Origin of the sequence: Duganella sp. OV510, from assembly GCF_900100205.1 — a bacterium.
In the GTDB taxonomy this organism is placed as follows: Bacteria; Pseudomonadota; Gammaproteobacteria; order Burkholderiales; family Burkholderiaceae_D; genus Rugamonas.
Genome location: NZ_FNEQ01000001.1, coordinates 174,828 through 190,947, shown reverse-complemented (window position 1 = coordinate 190,947; position 16,120 = coordinate 174,828). Strand labels below are relative to the sequence as shown.

Annotated in this window: 16 protein-coding genes; 7 read left to right on the top strand and 9 right to left on the bottom strand. The window is 63.1% G+C overall.

From position 1 onward, the window contains the following. Nucleotides 1-104: 104 nt before the first annotated feature. Nucleotides 105-557, top strand: coding sequence for a bacteriohemerythrin (locus BLS51_RS00970; protein WP_175472482.1), 453 nt, complete (start codon nucleotides 105-107; stop codon nucleotides 555-557). 11 nt (nucleotides 558-568) lie between these two features. On the opposite strand, the gene BLS51_RS00965 is transcribed toward BLS51_RS00970, so the two are convergent. The 8 genes from BLS51_RS00965 to BLS51_RS00930 all read right to left on the bottom strand — a co-directional run bounded on the left by BLS51_RS00965 (nucleotide 569) and on the right by BLS51_RS00930 (nucleotide 7,723). Beyond that, nucleotides 569-1,327, bottom strand: a complete 759-nt coding sequence (locus BLS51_RS00965; RefSeq protein WP_229207439.1) for a Crp/Fnr family transcriptional regulator — start codon at nucleotides 1,325-1,327, stop codon at nucleotides 569-571. A 1-nt stretch (nucleotide 1,328) separates the two neighbouring features. Further along, on the bottom strand, nucleotides 1,329-2,027 hold the full coding sequence (locus BLS51_RS00960) for a Crp/Fnr family transcriptional regulator (RefSeq protein ID WP_090179824.1): 699 nt from the start codon (nucleotides 2,025-2,027) through the stop codon (nucleotides 1,329-1,331). A gap of 10 nt (nucleotides 2,028-2,037) precedes the next feature. After that, entirely contained in the window at nucleotides 2,038-2,880 is an 843-nt protein-coding gene (locus BLS51_RS00955) for a universal stress protein (protein ID WP_090179827.1), read from the bottom strand. A 122-nt stretch (nucleotides 2,881-3,002) separates the two neighbouring features. Next, on the bottom strand, nucleotides 3,003-4,328 hold the full coding sequence (locus tag BLS51_RS00950) for an Nramp family divalent metal transporter (protein WP_090180843.1): 1,326 nt from the start codon (nucleotides 4,326-4,328) through the stop codon (nucleotides 3,003-3,005). Nucleotides 4,329-4,444: 116 nt separating this feature from the next. Further along, nucleotides 4,445-5,182, bottom strand: a complete 738-nt coding sequence (locus tag BLS51_RS00945; RefSeq protein ID WP_090179831.1) for a glycosyltransferase family 2 protein — start codon at nucleotides 5,180-5,182, stop codon at nucleotides 4,445-4,447. Further along, nucleotides 5,179-5,781 (bottom strand): class I SAM-dependent methyltransferase, encoded by a 603-nt coding sequence (locus tag BLS51_RS00940; RefSeq protein ID WP_090179836.1) that lies wholly within the window; start codon nucleotides 5,779-5,781, stop codon nucleotides 5,179-5,181. Before BLS51_RS00940 ends, BLS51_RS00945 begins: the two co-directional genes overlap by 4 nt. Beyond that, nucleotides 5,778-6,698, bottom strand: coding sequence for a PIG-L deacetylase family protein (locus BLS51_RS00935; RefSeq protein ID WP_304529047.1), 921 nt, complete (start codon nucleotides 6,696-6,698; stop codon nucleotides 5,778-5,780). The genes BLS51_RS00940 and BLS51_RS00935 overlap by 4 nt, the downstream gene beginning before the upstream one ends. After that, nucleotides 6,686-7,723: an acyl-CoA dehydrogenase family protein gene (locus tag BLS51_RS00930; protein ID WP_217636414.1), complete on the bottom strand. Its 1,038-nt coding sequence runs from the start codon at nucleotides 7,721-7,723 to the stop codon at nucleotides 6,686-6,688. Before BLS51_RS00930 ends, BLS51_RS00935 begins: the two co-directional genes overlap by 13 nt. 144 nt (nucleotides 7,724-7,867) lie before the next feature. Between BLS51_RS00930 and BLS51_RS00925 the strand changes: the two genes are divergently transcribed. The 6 genes from BLS51_RS00925 to BLS51_RS00900 are packed head-to-tail and all read left to right on the top strand — an operon-like array spanning nucleotide 7,868 to nucleotide 15,169. Continuing rightward, nucleotides 7,868-8,101 carry a hypothetical protein gene (locus BLS51_RS00925; RefSeq protein WP_090179840.1) on the top strand — a complete coding sequence of 78 codons (234 nt, stop codon included), beginning with the start codon at nucleotides 7,868-7,870 and terminating at the stop codon, nucleotides 8,099-8,101. 1 nt (nucleotide 8,102) lies between these two features. After that, nucleotides 8,103-8,612 (top strand): (2Fe-2S)-binding protein, encoded by a 510-nt coding sequence (locus BLS51_RS00920; RefSeq protein WP_090179843.1) that lies wholly within the window; start codon nucleotides 8,103-8,105, stop codon nucleotides 8,610-8,612. Further along, entirely contained in the window at nucleotides 8,609-9,631 is a 1,023-nt protein-coding gene (locus BLS51_RS00915) for an FAD binding domain-containing protein (RefSeq protein ID WP_090179847.1), read from the top strand. The genes BLS51_RS00920 and BLS51_RS00915 overlap by 4 nt, the downstream gene beginning before the upstream one ends. Further along, on the top strand, nucleotides 9,615-11,894 hold the full coding sequence (locus BLS51_RS00910) for a xanthine dehydrogenase family protein molybdopterin-binding subunit (RefSeq protein WP_090180853.1): 2,280 nt from the start codon (nucleotides 9,615-9,617) through the stop codon (nucleotides 11,892-11,894). The genes BLS51_RS00915 and BLS51_RS00910 overlap by 17 nt, the downstream gene beginning before the upstream one ends. 51 nt (nucleotides 11,895-11,945) lie before the next feature. Then, nucleotides 11,946-14,021 carry a TonB-dependent siderophore receptor gene (locus tag BLS51_RS00905; RefSeq protein WP_090179851.1) on the top strand — a complete coding sequence of 692 codons (2,076 nt, stop codon included), beginning with the start codon at nucleotides 11,946-11,948 and terminating at the stop codon, nucleotides 14,019-14,021. Beyond that, a complete protein-coding gene (locus tag BLS51_RS00900; protein WP_090179854.1) occupies nucleotides 14,018-15,169 on the top strand; it encodes an acetyltransferase domain-containing protein in 1,152 nt (383 codons plus the stop codon). Before BLS51_RS00905 ends, BLS51_RS00900 begins: the two co-directional genes overlap by 4 nt. Here BLS51_RS00900 and BLS51_RS00895 read toward each other — a convergent pair. Further along, nucleotides 15,160-16,056: a LysR substrate-binding domain-containing protein gene (locus tag BLS51_RS00895; protein WP_090179858.1), complete on the bottom strand. Its 897-nt coding sequence runs from the start codon at nucleotides 16,054-16,056 to the stop codon at nucleotides 15,160-15,162. The genes BLS51_RS00900 and BLS51_RS00895 overlap by 10 nt on opposite strands. Between the last annotated feature and the right edge of the window lie 64 nt (nucleotides 16,057-16,120).

Below are 16,120 nucleotides of genomic sequence, written 5' to 3'. Positions count from 1 at the left end.
CGCTGGTTTTTGCGGCATTGGCTTGACCTGGATCATGGATTTGCCAGGCCGGCTTGGGCATAGTAGCAGTAGCTAAAAGTAACTAAAGCCACCAGGAGAAAACCATGGACACCCAAGCGTTGAGCGCCGATATGGTGCTTGGCATCCCCTTGTTTGATGAGGCGCACGAAGCGCTGGCCGAGCAGATCAACGTACTGCTGAATGGCCCGGACCAGGACTTTGAAGACAATCTGGCCGCGCTGGTCGAGTGCCTGGAGGACGATTTCCGCGTCGAGGAACAGCTGATGGATGCGATCGACTATCCGGCCACCCGCAGCCATCGCGAACAGCACGCGCGCGTACTGGCCACGCTGCACGGCCTGACGCCGGGCGATATCGGCGCCGGCCGCAAGGTGGCGGCGCTGATTTTGCCGTGGTTCCAGGTGCACCTGGCAACCGCCGATACCGCGCTGGCAATCGCCTTGCAGATGGCCGGCCGCGCCCATGGTGCCCCGGCCGGCCAGGATGACGTGCCGGCGGCACGTCTGAACCCGCGCCGCCGTCCGGTTCCCACCTGAGCTAAAGCGCTTCAATCATCCAGCGCCAGCGGCGCGCCCGCCGCCACCAGCTCCACATCCTCCCGTCCCGGCAGCGTGAAGGCGCGCTGCCCCATGCTCAGCCAGCCGCGGCGACGCAACGCGCTCAGGCAACGGCTGACCGTCGACGAGGTCAAGCCCAGATAATCGGCGATGTCCTGACGCGACATCGGCAAGGTCGCCCGTGCCATGTCCTGCGCCGCTGCTTGCGCCTGCTCCAGCCGGTGCAGCAGGAACTGCGCCACCCGCTGCACCGCCGAGGTGCTGCGCAACATGGCGGCATGCTGCTGGTGACGGGCGATGGTGCCACTAAGTAGCTGGCCGAAAGCTTCGGCGCTGCGTGGCTGGCGGTCCAGCAAGGAGGTCAGCATCGCGTAAGGCACGCTGGCGATCTCGCAATTGGTCAGCGCCACGGCGCCGGCGTGGCGCTGGTCTTCGTTCAGCGATTCCAGCCCGATCCAGGCCCCGGGGCCGAGGAATTCGATAATGTGCTGGCCACCGTCCCGTCCATGCTGGTACAGCTTGATATCGCCCTTGCGGATGATGTGCAGGTGCTGGTCCACCTCGTCGGATACGCGGAACAGGTGTTCGCCACCGGTCAGGTGCATGCAGCGCTGCTCCAGGCAAGGCTGTTGCGGCGGCGCTGAGCCGGATGGCGCCTCGTCCAGGCACAGCGCGTTGAGCGGACAGGCCTGGCAGCGACGAATGCTGTCAGCCACACTGTCGGTCACCAGGCGGAGTCGGTTGCCCATCTTAGTTCTCCACGCCGGCGGCCGTGCGTTGCAGCGCGTCCGTGTCCAGCAGGGTAAGGTCGCGGCGGTGCAGTTGCAGCATGCCTTTGCGGCGGAACTGGTCGATCAGCCGGCTGACGCATTCGGCGCTGACACCGATGTAGCTGGCGATATCGCAGCGCGACATCGGCAGCCGGAAGCGGCGCGCCGAATAGCCGTTGCTGTGATACGCCTGCGACAGGTTGAGCACCAGATCGGCCATGCGCTGGCGCGAGTGCGTGTGGTGTAGCAGCAGCGTGGCTTGCTGGGCGCGGCGGATTTCGTCGGCCAGCAGCGCGTGCAGGCCGTTGCGCTGCATCGGCTGACGGCGGCCGCGGAAAGCCTGGCGATCCCAATCGATGACGCACACTTCGCTATCCTCCAATGCCACGGCGCTGGCCGTGTGGCCGGCTGCGCCGAGCGTGTTCAGTCCCAGAAAATCCGGCGCCATGGCGAAGGCGATCACCTGTTCGTCATCGCCAGGGCGGTTCATCACCAGCTTGAAGCTGCCGGAACGAATGCAGTAAATACGGTTGCCGGGCGACTCGCCGGTGCGGTACAGGGCGTCGTGACGACGCACCCGCATCCGGTGTCCGGCGATCTGGTCGTTGGCGGCGGTGCCTTCACACAGGTGCATGTGGATGCAGCGGTCGCAATTGCTGCGGTAAGAATCGATACCCATGCCACCCCGCTCAATGTGCCATCAGTACCGGCAGCGTCATCGACTGCAGGATGCGGCGCGTTACGCCGCCCAGCACGATTTCGCGCCAGCGCTGATGGCCATAGGCGCCCATCACCAGCAAGTCGGCGCCAATGTCGGCGGCCAGCGACAGCAGGGCATTGCCGATGTCCAGGCCGGACGGCGTGTGCTGTTGCGTCACTTCGACGTTGACGCCGTGACGGGCCAGGAACAGCGCGATGTCGGCGCCCGGATTCTCGCCGTGCGTGCCGTACTGGGTCTGGGCGTTGAACACCGCCAGCGTCACGCGTTTGCTGCGGCGGAGCAGCGGCAGCGCGTCGGTGACGGCGCGGGTGGCGGCGCGGCTGCCGTCCCAGGCCACCAGCGCGTGCTGGTCGATGTGGTCGTGGCGGCCGGCGTAGGGCACCAGCAGCACCGGACGGCTGCCATGTAGCGCCAGGTGTTCCGGCAGCTTGAGCAGGATATCGGGGCCGGTCAACTCGGGATCGCTCTGGCTCAACACTAGCAGGTCGGCATAGCGGGCTTGCAGCACCATGCCGGTTTCGGAATCGTCATCGCTGATGCGGCGTTCGTAGGCGACGCCGCTGATGTCAGCCTTGGCAATGAAATTGTCCAGTGCCTTCAGGCTGGCGGCGGTCACCGATTCGATATCGGCAGCCGCCAGCACCGCGCCATAGGCGAAGGCGGCGTTGCGGGCGGCGTCTTGCGCCAGACCGGTGAAGGCGGCGCCGACCAGATGAGCCTCGTGGGCAAGGGCGACCTGGCAAGCCACCGCATAACGCGACGCGGCGTGCGGTGAAAGGTCGGCATGAACCAGGATGGTTTTGTACGTCATGATGATCTCCTTGTGATGTCCGTTGTCAGGCTATCAAAGCTGATCGACAATTTTTATGATCTGGATCAAATTTCCCCATATAAATTATTGCGCTGGCCAGTTGACAGGCCGGCAAGGGGGATTTAGCCGGCCAGCGCGCGCGTGACCATGATGACGTTGAGGCTGACGATGGCCGCCATCATGGTCCAGGCTAGCCAGGTGATGGCTCGCGGCGTGGCGAAGCTGCCCATGATATTGCGGTCACTTGCGTAACGGATCAGCGGCCACATGGCAAACGGCAGTTGCATGCTGAGGATGACCTGGCTGAGCAGCAGCAGGCTGGTGACGCCCTTGTCGCCATACGCCAGCGTTACCACCAGCGCCGGGACGATGGCCACCGAGCGGGTGGTCAGCCGACGTGCCCAGGGCGGCATGCGGATCTGCACAAAACCTTCCATGACGATCTGCCCGGCCAGCGTAGCGGTGACCGAGGAGCTGAGGCCGGCCGCCAGCAGCGCCACGCCGAACAGGATGCTGGCCAGCGCGGTGCCGGTCAGCGGGCCAAGCAGTTGATAGGCTTCCTCCAGGTCGGCCACGTGCGCGTTACCGGTGGTGTGGAACACCGCCGCCGAGGTGATCAGGATGGCGGCGTTGACCAGGCAGGCCAGGCCCAGCGCGACAATGATGTCGGCGGTGGCGAAGGAGATGGCCTTGCGCTTGCCGGCATCGCTGGTCTCGAAGCGGCGCGTCTGGACGGTGGACGAGTGCAGGTACAGATTGTGCGGCATGACGGTGGCGCCGATGATGCCGATGGCCAGGTATAGCATGCCGGGATCGGTCACCGTTTGCGCCGACGGTATGAAGCCCTCGGCCACAGCGCGCCATTCCGGCTGCGCCAGCAGCAGGTTGATGCCGAAGCAGATGAAGATTACCGCCAGCAGCGCGATGACGAACGCTTCCAGATAACGGAAGCCGCGCTGTTGCAGCCACAGGATGGCGAAGACGTCGAGCGCGGTCAGGATCACACCGTAACTCAGCGGAATACCGAACAGCAGCTTGAGGGCGATGGCGGTGCCGATCACCTCGGCCAGGTCGCAGGCGCAGATGGCGATTTCGCACAGCAGCCATTGGCAGAATGCCGAGCGGCGCGAGGAATGGCGGCGGCATAACTGCGCCAGATCGGCCTGGGCGACGATGCCAAGGCGCGCCGTCAGCACTTGCAGCAGCATCGCCATGCAGCTGGACAGGCCGATAATCCACAGCAGCGAATAGCCGTAGGCGGCGCCGCCGGCAAGGTCGGTGGCCCAGTTGCCGGGGTCCATATAGCCGACCGCCACCAGGTAGCCGGGGCCGATGAAGCTGAGGAAGCGCCGCCACCATGGGCCGTGCTGGCGTATCGCCACGCTGCGCTGGCCGTTGACGCCTTCGCTGGATGGCTCCAGCTGCGCGGATATTACGGGTGGCGTCATGAACAAGGACTCCTTTGCGGCCGCCATCGGCCTGCTCGACTGCTATAAAAATGCGTGGCGGCGGTTGGCTGGCTACGTCCTAAGCAGCAATAGTACGATATTTTGCGGCGGCGGCGTCAAACCCGTGTTGCCAATGGTGCAACTGTTGCTGCTTTCAGCACGGCGCGGGCGCTTTCTGCATAGCGTAGCAGGGTGTCGCCGAAGCCGCCGCGCGCCTTGGCATCGCAACGGGCGCTGGTGGTGACGCGGGGCGCCGCGCTCCAGGCAAAGCGCGCGCCAGTGCGTTGCAATGCCTCGACCAGCGCTACGTCTTCGCTGCACGATAGTGGCGCGAAGCCACCAGCACGCAGGTAGGCATTGGCCGATACGCCCATGTTGGCGCCGTGTATGTGGCGGTGGCCGTCGGCGTCCGTGTAACTGTTATTGAAGTATTCACAGAGTGTGCTGGCATTGTACCGGTGCGGCGACCAGTCGCTGACCGCTACGGTGCCGCACACCACATCGACATTGAGCTGCAACTGTGCGGAAAGCCATGTTGGCGACACCACGGTGTCCGCATCGGTGAAGGCCAGCCAGCGGGCGCCGAGTTCCAGCACATGGCGTACCCCGGCGGCGCGGGTGACGCCGACATTGCGCGCATCGACACAAAGATAATCGATGCCGCAGGCGGAGCCGGCTTGCATCGCGTGGCGTTCGACGATTGCGCGCGAGTTGTCGGTGCAGCTGTCCAGTACCACTGTGATGTGGACTGTTTCGCCGTGCAGCGCCTGGTTGGCTGCAGCTGTACGGGCGGCGTGCAGGCTGGTGTCCAGGTACAGTTCTTCGTTGTGGGCCGGGATGACGACGCCGATCATGCGGTGACTCCTTCTCGTTGCGCTACGGAGCGCGGGCTGCAGGACCAGACGTCGAGCAGGAAGTCGGCTTCGTCGTGACGGGCGATGTTGTGCAATTCGGGGCAGGCATCGAAGGCGGCGTGGATGGTGTCGGTGTCCAGGCGGCGGTCGGAGAATGGACGGCGCCAGTGGCATAGCACCAGCGCGCCGTCGCTGGCCAGCGTGCGCACGGCGTGGCCTCGTACCTCGTGCAGCTCGGCTTCGGACAGGTAGTAGGCCATTTCGCTGATGACGATCAGGTCGAAACTCGCGCCGGCAGGCCACTCTTGCGGCATGCGCTGGCAGCGTACGGTGACCTGATTGAGCGCGGCGGAGCCCAGGCGCTTGCGGGTCAGCTGGACGGCGGCAGGCGACAGGTCGCTGGCGGTGACGCGGTCGGCGCGGCGGGCCAGCATGGCGGTCAGTTCGCCGTTGCCGCAGGCGGGTTCGAAGGCGTGGCGGAAGTGCGGTTCGGGCAGGCTGGCCAGCAGCAAGGCGCGCTTGCGTTGTTCATACCAGCGCTGGCGCACCTGCCAGGGATCTTCGTCGCGCTCGTACAGCTGTTGGAAATGGGCGCTCATATGAAATAAATCTCGTAGGGACGGAGCAGGCGTTGCAGCACGTGTGGCGGCAGAATGGCCGGCTGGCCGGTGCTGGGATCGTCGTTTAGCTGCGTCTGGAAGCACTCGACCGCTTGCTGCTTGCGTTGCAGGATGTCGTCGCTCAGTTGGAGGCGGCGTGCGCGCCGCCATGGCAGGCGGTGGTCGCCAGGCGTGGCCCAGTGCCAGCTCCAGACCGGCATTTCAACCAGTGTCGCGTGGCAGGCGCGGACTGCGAGTGCGGCTGCGAGGCCGCAGGCTTCGTGGTCCGGGTGCCCGTCTTGACGAAAGGTGGTGAAGACGACGTCCCCCGGTTGCAGTAGCTGCACCAACAGATTGTGTAGCTGATCAAGGTTGGCGAGGACCTGGCCGTCGCCGATGCGGGCGCGCAGAATATGCGGTGTGATGCCCAGCGCGTGCATGGCTGCGGCGGTTTCGCGTGGGCGATGGCGGCCGAGATCTGCGGGCGTCAGTAGCGTGGAGCCGGGGTGGCTGGCGTCGCCATCGGTGACGGCCAGCAGTACGGTGTGGGTGCCTTGTGCGTGCAGCAGTTGCAGCAGGCCGCCACAGGCCAGCACTTCGTCGTCGGGATGCGGTGCGACGATGATGGCGCGACGATGTGCGGGGACCAGCACCGCAGCGCTAATGGGCAGCAGGGCGGCCAGGCCGGGCCAGGCTTGCCAGGTGGCGTCCAGCGTGCCGCAGCCGTCGATATGGCGGTCGTGGGCGTGACCGGGCGTGCCGATGGCGCTGGCGACACCCGTGCCGCTGCCGATACCGATGCCCATGCCGCTGGCGACAGTCATGCCGTCGGCGACACCCATGCCGGCGGTCACACCCATGCCGCTGGCGCCCTTGGCGGCGTGGCCTGGTGCGTGCGTTTCGCTTACAAAGCCCATGGCGCTATCTCCTGTTGCGTGACAAGTGCACCCAGTGCGGCGAGATCGCGCTCGGCATGGCTTTGGCGCAGGAAAACCGGCAGGTCGGCAGCGAGCCGTGCAAAGCGTTCGTTGCGGCACAGCGGCCCGGCACCCAGCGCGCGGGTGACATGGCGCAGCACTTCGCTTGCCACCTCTTCGACAGCAAGTCGCAGGCGCATCGCCTTGCGGCCCGCATAAGCACCCGGTGCGCGGTCGATGTCAGCAGCCGTCGTGCGCATCAAGGCTGCTGCGCTACCCAGCGCGACGTCCACCGAACCTAAGTGGGCGAGGCGGTGCGGGTCCGGCTGACTAGACGTCGACTGGCCGCGCGCGGCGGCATGCAGGTATTCCGCCAATGCTTGTGCGGCGCCATACCAGCAGGCGGCAACGCCGGCGCCGCCGTACCAGAACCCCGGTCGGCTCAGATAGTCGCCAGGGCCGCCAACAGGTACGGCAGGGACGTCGTCAAACACCACATCAACGCTGGTGGTGGACGCCATGCCGACGGCTTGCCAGCCTTCATCGGTAATGGTGACGCCGGGCGCACGCAAGGCCACCGCCGCCAGTTGCCGTTCGCCGTTGGCGTCTTCGCAACTGACCAGCGCATGGCTTAGCGCGGCTGCACCTGAGCACCATTGTTTGCGGCCCGCCAGTACAGTGCTGCCATCGCTCGCGTGGCGCAGTACAACAGCGGTGTCGCGCGATTCCGCGCACCATACACCCCAGGATGCGCCCGGCAATGATGGACCATGCAGTTCGGCCAGTATTGCCAGCGCGTCGGTATGTCCCTCGTAAAGCTTGGCCAGTCCCAGGTCATGATGCGCGGTCAGCGCCAGGCATTGCCAGCGTTGCAAAGTTGCGCCACGCGCGGGCAGCGGCAACTGGTCCTGTCCAGCGGCGATCAACTCCGCCAGCTGTTCTCCCGGCGCTTGCCGAGGCGCCAGCCGCGCCAGCGACTCCGCAAGCGTGTGGGCCGATGCAAATGGTAGACGTTCGATTTTCATGCAAGCATGATCGATCTCATCCATACGAGTGTCTGTTAATCCGCGCACGCAATTACCTACAGTCGGTGCGCGTGCGTTGTCGCACATACCGGGCAAGCGTGATGGACCATGCTGGCAAATGTCGCAACACACCAATGAGCACCCATGAATGACTGGATCGATTTGTTGCAATGGCCGGCGATGGCGGTGACTGTATTGGCCGGCCTGCTGGTCGGATCCAAGTCGCAAGCACGTCGCAAGACAGGATTTTTTGCTTTCCTGCTTAGTAACGCGCTGTGGATCGCCTGGGGGTGGCACGACGATGCCTGGGCGCTGATCGCCTTGCAACTCTGCCTGATCGTCACCAATGTGCGCGGCATCCTGAAAAACGAGGAGTGAAATGGAATCACGCTATCCGATACAGCTGCACCTGAATGGCGAGTCTCGCCAGTTTGAAGTCGAGGCCTGGGTCACGCTGCTGGACCTGCTGCGCGAGCGGGCCGGCCTGACCGGCACCAAGAAAGGCTGCGATCACGGCCAGTGCGGCGCCTGCACTGTACTGGTCGGTGGCAAACGCATTAACTCGTGCCTGACGCTGGCCGTGATGCAGGATGGCCAGCAAGTCACGACGGTTGAGGGCCTTGCGGATGGGACGCTGCACCCGCTGCAACAGGCGTTCATCGAACATGATGCATTCCAGTGCGGTTACTGTACGCCGGGCCAGCTGTGTTCCGCCGTCGGCCTGATCAACGAAGGCCAGGCATGCAGCGTTGACCAGGTGCGTGAACTTATGAGCGGCAATATCTGCCGCTGCGGCGCTTATCCCGGCATCGTGGCAGCCGTCACTGAAGTGATGGGTCTACAGCGCGAAGACGGCCGGCCATATGAACCAGGTACGGTGCCCGCATGAATCCAGTCCAATATCTTCGCGCCGGCGATGCCGGCCAGGCCTTGGCTCAATTGAGCCAAGGCGCGCGCTTCATCGCCGGCGGTACGAACTTGCTGGATCTGATGAAGGAATACGTCATGCGGCCGGCAACGCTGGTCGACATCAATAATCTGCCGTTGGGCGACATCACGTCGACGGAGAATGACGGCTTGCTGCTTGGCGCCACCGCGCGTAACGCGGATACTGCCTATCACCCGCTGGTGCGGGAACGCTATCCCTTGCTGACTGCCGCTATCCTCGCCGGCGCCTCGCCGCAGATCCGTAATATGGCCAGCAATGGCGGCAACCTGCTGCAACGTACGCGTTGCTACTACTTCTACGATGTGACGACGCCATGCAACAAACGCCAACCGGGCAGCGGATGTTCGGCGATCGGCGGTTTGACGCGCCAGCATGCCATTTTGGGCGCCAGCGATCAATGCATCGCCGTTCATCCATCTGATATGTGTGTGGCGTTGGCTGCGCTGGAGGCGGTGGTGCATGTGCGCTCTGCCAGGGGTGAGCGCCAGATTCCCTTTGCCGATTTCCACCGCTTGCCGGATGACCGCCCAGAACTTGACGCTACGCTGGCGCCGGATGAACTGATAACGCATATCGTGTTGCCGCCAGCCTCGCAGTTTGCCGCGCATTCCTATTATCTGAAGCTGCGTGACCGCGCTTCCTATGCCTTCGCGCTAGTTTCGGTGGCGGCCATGCTGGACATCGGCGACGACGGTACGGTACGTGAAGCGCGCATCGCCCTGGGTGGCGTGGCGCACAAGCCGTGGCGTGTGCCGGCGGCGGAAGCGTTGCTGGTCGGGCTTCCTGCCGGTGACGAGAGTTTTGGCCGCGCCGCAGACAGCCTGCTGGCTGGCGCGCAAGGACAAGGACAGAACGATTTCAAGATCCCGCTGGCCCGGCGCGCCGTGGTGCGTGCCTTGAAACTGGCGGCAGCAGGTACTTACGATAATACGGGGAGTGAACGTGACGGATCTGATTGAAGCATTGCGCACGCCATCGGCGGACGAGGGTACTGGCACGGTCAGCATCGGCATGGCGGTGTCGCGCGTCGATGGCCGCGACAAGGTCACCGGTCAGGCACGCTACGCTGCGGAGCATCCAGCGGACGCGCTATTGTACGGCGTGGTGGTGAGCAGCGCCGTCCCACGCGGACGCATCAGCTTTATCCGCACAGATGCCGCGTTGGCAGCGCCCGGTGTGGTCGACGTCATCACGCATCTGAATCGGCCGCGTATCCGTTCGTTCGATATCTTTTACAAGGATATGACGGCGCCCGGCGGTTCGCCGTTCCGTCCCCTGTACGACGACAAGATTCTGTATAGCGGCCAGCCGATCGCCCTCGTGGTCGCCGAGTCCTTTGAAGCCGCGCGCCATGCCGCCCGCCTGGTGGAGGCGGATTATCAGGTGGATTTGCACGCCACCTCATTGCTGGAGAATCGGCAGCGTTCTTATAAACCCAGTCGCCTGAAAGCCGGTTTCACGCCACCGCCAGATCCCAAGGGGCACGCCGACGAAGTCTGGGAAAAAGCAGCGGTCAGGATCGAAGGCGAATACTACAGCGGCGTAGAGCATCACAATCCGCTGGAGATGTTCGCCAGTACCGTGATTCGCGATGCCGACGGCCACCTGACCATCTACGACAAGACGCAAAGCTCGCAGAACAGCCGCTGGTATGTGTCGCATGTGTTTGGCCTGTCGAAGGACAAGGTCACCGTGCGCAATCCCTATGTGGGCGGGGCGTTCGGTTCGGGCCTGCGCCCGCAATACCAGCTACCGCTGGCTGTCATGGCGGCGCTCAAGCTGGAGCGCTCGGTGCGCGTGGTGTTGACGCGGCAGCAGATGTTCACCTTCGGTCACCGGCCGGAAACGCTGCAACGTGTGAAGCTGGCGGCCGAGGCGGATGGCACGCTGACGTCGATTATCCATGAAGCCGTGGCTGAAACCTCGCGCATGGAGGACTACGTTGAAGTGGTGGTCAACTGGTCAGGCGAACTGTATGCATGCGAGCACGTACGGCTAGGCTACCATCTGGTGGACCTGGACCACGCCAGCCCGATCGATATGCGCGCGCCGGGCGCCGCCCACGGTGTGCATGCGCTGGAAGTGGCGATGGATGAATTGTCCTACGCCTTGAAGATGGACCCGCTGGCGCTGCGGCTGAAGAACTACGCTGATATCGATCCGGCGCGCGGCCTGCCGTATTCGACCAAGGAACTGCGGGCCTGTTATGAGCAGGGCGCGCGACGCTTCGGCTGGGACAAGCGGTCACTGGAGCCGCGCAGCATGCGCGAGGGCCGTGAACTGATCGGCTGGGGCATGGCCACCGGTGTATGGGATGCGATGCAGATGTTCGCGCGCGCCAGCGCAGTATTGCACGCCGACGGCTCACTGGTGGTGAGCAGCGCCGCGACAGATATCGGCACCGGGACCTATACCGCAATGAGCATCATCGCTGCCGATGCGATGGGACTACCGCTGGAGAAAGTGCGCTTCCAGCTGGGTGATTCCACGCTGCCGGTAGCGCCGATCGAAGGTGGTTCCTCGCACGTGGCGACGGTCGGTTCGGCGGTGCAGGGTGTGTGCGAGAAACTGCAAAAGACCTTGTTCAAGCTGGCGAAGCAGCTGCCATCATCGCCGCTGGCCAAGGCGCGCTTTGCCGACATCGAATTCGCCGAGGGCCAGCTGCGCCTGGTCGGACGGCCGGATACGGCGATTTCGCTGGTTGGCATCATGGCCGGCAGCGAAACGCAGCGTCTGGAGGAAAAGTACCTGATGCTGCCGAATATGCTGAGGCAGATGAAGTATCAGCGGTCGACCCATTCTGCGGTATTTGTCGAGGTGCGCGTCGACCCGGAATTCGGCACGGTGCGTGTGACGCGCGTGGTCAGCGCCATCGCCGCTGGCCGCATCATCAACGCCAAGACCGCGCGCAGCCAGATTATCGGTGGCGTGGTGTGGGGCATTGGGCAGGCACTGCACGAGGAGACGTATTGCGATCATCGCCTGGGACGCTTCATGAATCACAACCTGGCCGAGTACCACGTTTCCGTCAATGCCGACATCCACGAGATCGATGTCATCTTCGTACAGGAGGATGATCGCATCGTCAGCAAGATAGGCGCCAAGGGCGTTGGAGAGATTGGGCTGGTGGGTGTGTCCGCCGCAATCAGTAACGCGATTTATCACGCCACGGGCAAGCGTGTGCGCAGCACGCCGATGACGCCGGACAAAATAATGCAATAGACTTGCATTTGTGTATAATGCAGCCGACTTGCATTAAATAACGGAGTTTTCATGTCGGTTGTACGTTCTTCGCGCCTGGCGGTGTGCATTGCCGCCGCCTATCCATTTTTTGCCTTTGCTGATGACGTAGTGGAGATCGTCGGCGCGCGGCAGGCTTATCGCAGCCTGTCCGCCACTGGCGCAACCAAGACCGAAACCGACCTGAAAGACTTGCCGCAAAGCGCCCGCGTGCTGACCGCCGACATGCTGCAGGACGCTGGCGTGAGCCGTTTTGCAGATGCGCTGGATATGGGCAGCGGCATCTCCCGCCAAAGCAATTTTGGCGGTGTGTGGGACGCTTATGCTGTGCGTGGCTTCACCGGAGATCCCAGCTATGGCTCTGACTTCATGGTCAACGGTTTCAGCTCCAGCCGGGGGTATAACGGCCTGCGCGATAGCGTCAATGTCAGCAGCATCGAGATTCTGAAAGGCCCGGCGGCTGCGCTGTATGGCCGGGGCGAACCGGGCGGGATTATTAATATCGCCACCAAGAAGCCGCTGTTCCAGCCTTCGTATACGCTGAGCCAGTCGCTGTCGACCCATGATACGTGGCGCACGGCCGCAGACCTGACCGGGCCTGTGAGCGAAACCGTCGCGTATCGGCTGAACGCGGCCTATGAAAAGGGCAACAGCTTCCGCGATACCTTATCGTCCAAGCGTCACATGGTGTCGCCATCGGTGATCTGGCGTTTGTCGGACAACACCACGCTGTCGTACGAACTGGAGGCGTTCGAACAGCAGGCATATTTTGATCGCGGCGTGGTCGCGGTGAAGGGCGTGCTGGGATTGATACCGAACTCGCGCTTCCTCGGCGAGAATGCGGACGGCCCCATGACGGTGAAATCCACCGGTCATCAGCTGTTTGTGCAACACGACTTCGTCAATGGCTGGTCGCTGCAGAGCGGCCTGTCTTACCGCAGCAGCCAGATGGTCGGCTTCTCGACCGAGGCATCGGCCTTGCAGTCGGATGGCCGCACCCTGTGGCGCCAGCGCCGTTTCCGCGACTTCTCGGCACAGGACTGGTCGGGCCGCGTCGAGTTGCTGGGCAAGGTCGGTGCTCATCACCTGCTGGTGGGTGTGGACGGCTATCGCTTCATCGACGACCGCCTGCAACTGCGCAAGAGCCCCAACGCGGCGGCGCCGTATGCGATCGACATCTATGCACCGGTGTACGGCGGCGTGCGGCCGACCGTGCTTGGCCCGTCAATCGATACCCGTGAACAGCAGTGGCAGACTGCTATCTACGCGCAGGATCAGGTCGACCTTGGCTCGCAGTGGAAGGCGCTGCTGGGCGTGCGGCGCGATTCGTATCGCCAGACCATCACCAACTATAACCGCTCCGGCCTGCAAAATCGTCAGTCGCTGGAAACGACCAGCCCGCGCGCCGGCATCGTGTATCAACCCGACAAGCAGGTTTCGCTTTACGCATCGGCCGGCAAGTCCTTCCGTCCGAACAGCGGCATCGGCATCAATAACGAATCATTCCAGGCTGAGACCAGCCGTGCCTATGAGGCAGGTGTGAAATTCGACACGGCCGATGGGAAGATCAGCAGCACGCTTGCCGTGTACTCGATCAAGAAGGAAAACGTACTGACGGTGAATCCAGCCGACACCAACTTCTCGTTGGCCGCTGGGGAAGTCGGTAGCAAGGGCGTAGAACTGGATGTCGCAGGCGAGATAGCGCGCAAGCTGCAACTGTCGCTGTCGTATGCCTACACTGACGCCAAGGTCTTGCGCGATAACGTGCTGGCCGTCGGCGGCCGGTTGGCCAATGTGCCGAAACAGGCCGCGAATGTGCTGCTGGTACAGGAGTTTGGATTGGCTGGCGGTGCCCGCGCTTCGTTCGGCGGCGGCGCCAACTATGTCGGTGAGCGCAATGGCGATGTCGCAATCAGCAGCACCTTCAAGCTGCCAGCATACACCACGGCCAAACTTGTGTCCTCGTATTCGCCATCGAAGAAGCTGCGCATTTCGCTGGATGTCGATAATCTGTTCGACAAAGTGTACTATCCGAGCTCCTACCAGCAAACTTGGGTAGCTCCTGGCGAAGATCGCCGCGTCACCCTCAAAGTGGAATACAAGTTATGAGCAGTGTGAGTGTACGCGGCGCGCGCGTGGCGTCGATCGACGTCCTGCGCGGACTGGTGATGATGATTATGATGCTGGATCACGTGCGCGAAGCATTCTTCCTGCACCATCCGGTCAGCGATCCCATGAAATTGGCGGAGACTGATCCGGCGTTCTTCTTCGGCCGGGTGGCGGCCCATTTCTGCGCGCCGGTGTTTGTGTTCCTTACCGGGCTGTCTGCGTGGCTGTATGCGCATCCGTCGTCTGGCCCACGCTCGCCGACGGGATTTCTGTTCAAGCGCGGCCTGTTTCTCATCCTGCTGGAGATCACCGTTATCACCGCAGTCTGGGCAGTCCAGCTATCACCGCCGACTATTTATTTGCAGGTTATCTGGGCCATCGGCCTGTCGATGATTGCACTGTCGCTGTTGCACCGCTTGCCGCGCGGCGTGCTGATTGCATTGGGCCTGGTGATTGTGTTCGGCCACAATCTGCTGACGCCCATTGCGTTCCAGCCAGGCGACGCCGGCTATATTCCGTGGACCATCCTGCATGATCGCGGCTTCCTGGTGAGCGAAGGGCTGCTGAGGGTCAAGGTCAGTTATCCGCTGCTGCCTTGGATTGGTGTCATCGTGCTGGGCTATGCGATTGGCCCGTGGTACGCTTCGGCAACCGCGCCGGCGCAGCGCCGCAAGCTGTTGTTACGTGCCGGCGTGTGTGCCTTGGCCCTGCTGGCGGTGCTGCGCGGCTTGAATATCTATGGTGAGACTTTGCCTTGGGAGCCGGGCGTGGATGCGCTGCATTCCGTCATGTCGTTCTTGAATGTGACCAAGTACCCGCCATCGCTGGCATTCCTGCTGTTGACGCTGGGCGTGGGTCTGCTGGTGCTCGCCTGGCTGGAACAGCGTGACAACTGGTTCCTGCGCGTTAGCGCTGTATTTGGCGGTGCTCCAATGTTTTACTATCTGCTGCATCTTTACGTGTTGTTGGCCTTGCAGATGGCGGCGATAGTCCTGCTCGGTGCGAACTACGGCACGCGGTATGAGTTTGACAGTATTTGGCCGGTCTGGGTAATGAGCGCGGTGCTGATTCCGCTGCTGTACTGGCCGTGCCGCGCCTTCGGTCATTTCAAGCGCCGCACGAAGATGGCCTGGGTGCGCTATCTCTGAGCCAGTTGCTGTTCCATGAACTCGACGCAGACGCGTACCTTGGCGGAACCCGCAAGCCGTTGCGGGTAAACCGCCCAGACGTTGGCGCTCTGGGTGTACTGGGGCAGTACCTGCACAAGTTCGCCATTGTCCAGGTGCGGTTTGGCGTCCCAGTGCGAGCGCAGTACGATGCCTGCGCCGGCCATCGCCCATTGCAGAGCGATTTCACCATGATTGGAGGATAGCGATCCAGTCACCTTCACTGTTTCTTCCTCACCGCCGGCGCGCAGCGACCAGACGCCGAACGGCAGGTCGCGTTCCTTGATCGCCAGGCAGTTATGGCCTGCCAAATCTTGCAGTGTGCGCGGCGTGCCGTGCCGCTGCAGATAGGCCGGGGAGGCGCACAGGATGCGATGATTCGCCATCAGCTTGCGGGCGATGAGCTGCGGCGCGATTTCGTCGCCGATGCGCACGTCCAGGTCGAAGCCTTCGGAGACGATATCGACCAAACGGTCGAACACTTCAAAGCGCACTTGCAGCGTCGGGTGTGCAGCCACCAGCCGTGCCACCACTGGCGCCACCACATTCCGCCCGAAACCAAAGCTGCTGCTGATGCGCAGCAGGCCACGCGGCACGTCGCGCCGTTCGGCCACTTCGTGCAGCAGGCTATCAAGATTCTCCAGGATGGTCATGGCGTGGGCGTAGACTTTTTCACCATCTTCGCTGACGATCACGCGCCGTGTGGTGCGATGGAACAGGCGCACGCCCAGCATCTGTTCCAGTATGCCGATACGCTTGCTGACGTAGGCCGGCGACATGCCCAGTTCCTCGGCCGCCGCCGCGAAGCTGGCTTTGCGCGCTGCCGTGGCGAAAACGCGCAGGTCTTCGTTATCAATGCGTTTATCCACGATTCGTGTTCTATCCAATTACATTTGGACTTATTATAAACGACGCGGATCGGTTTATGCTGTG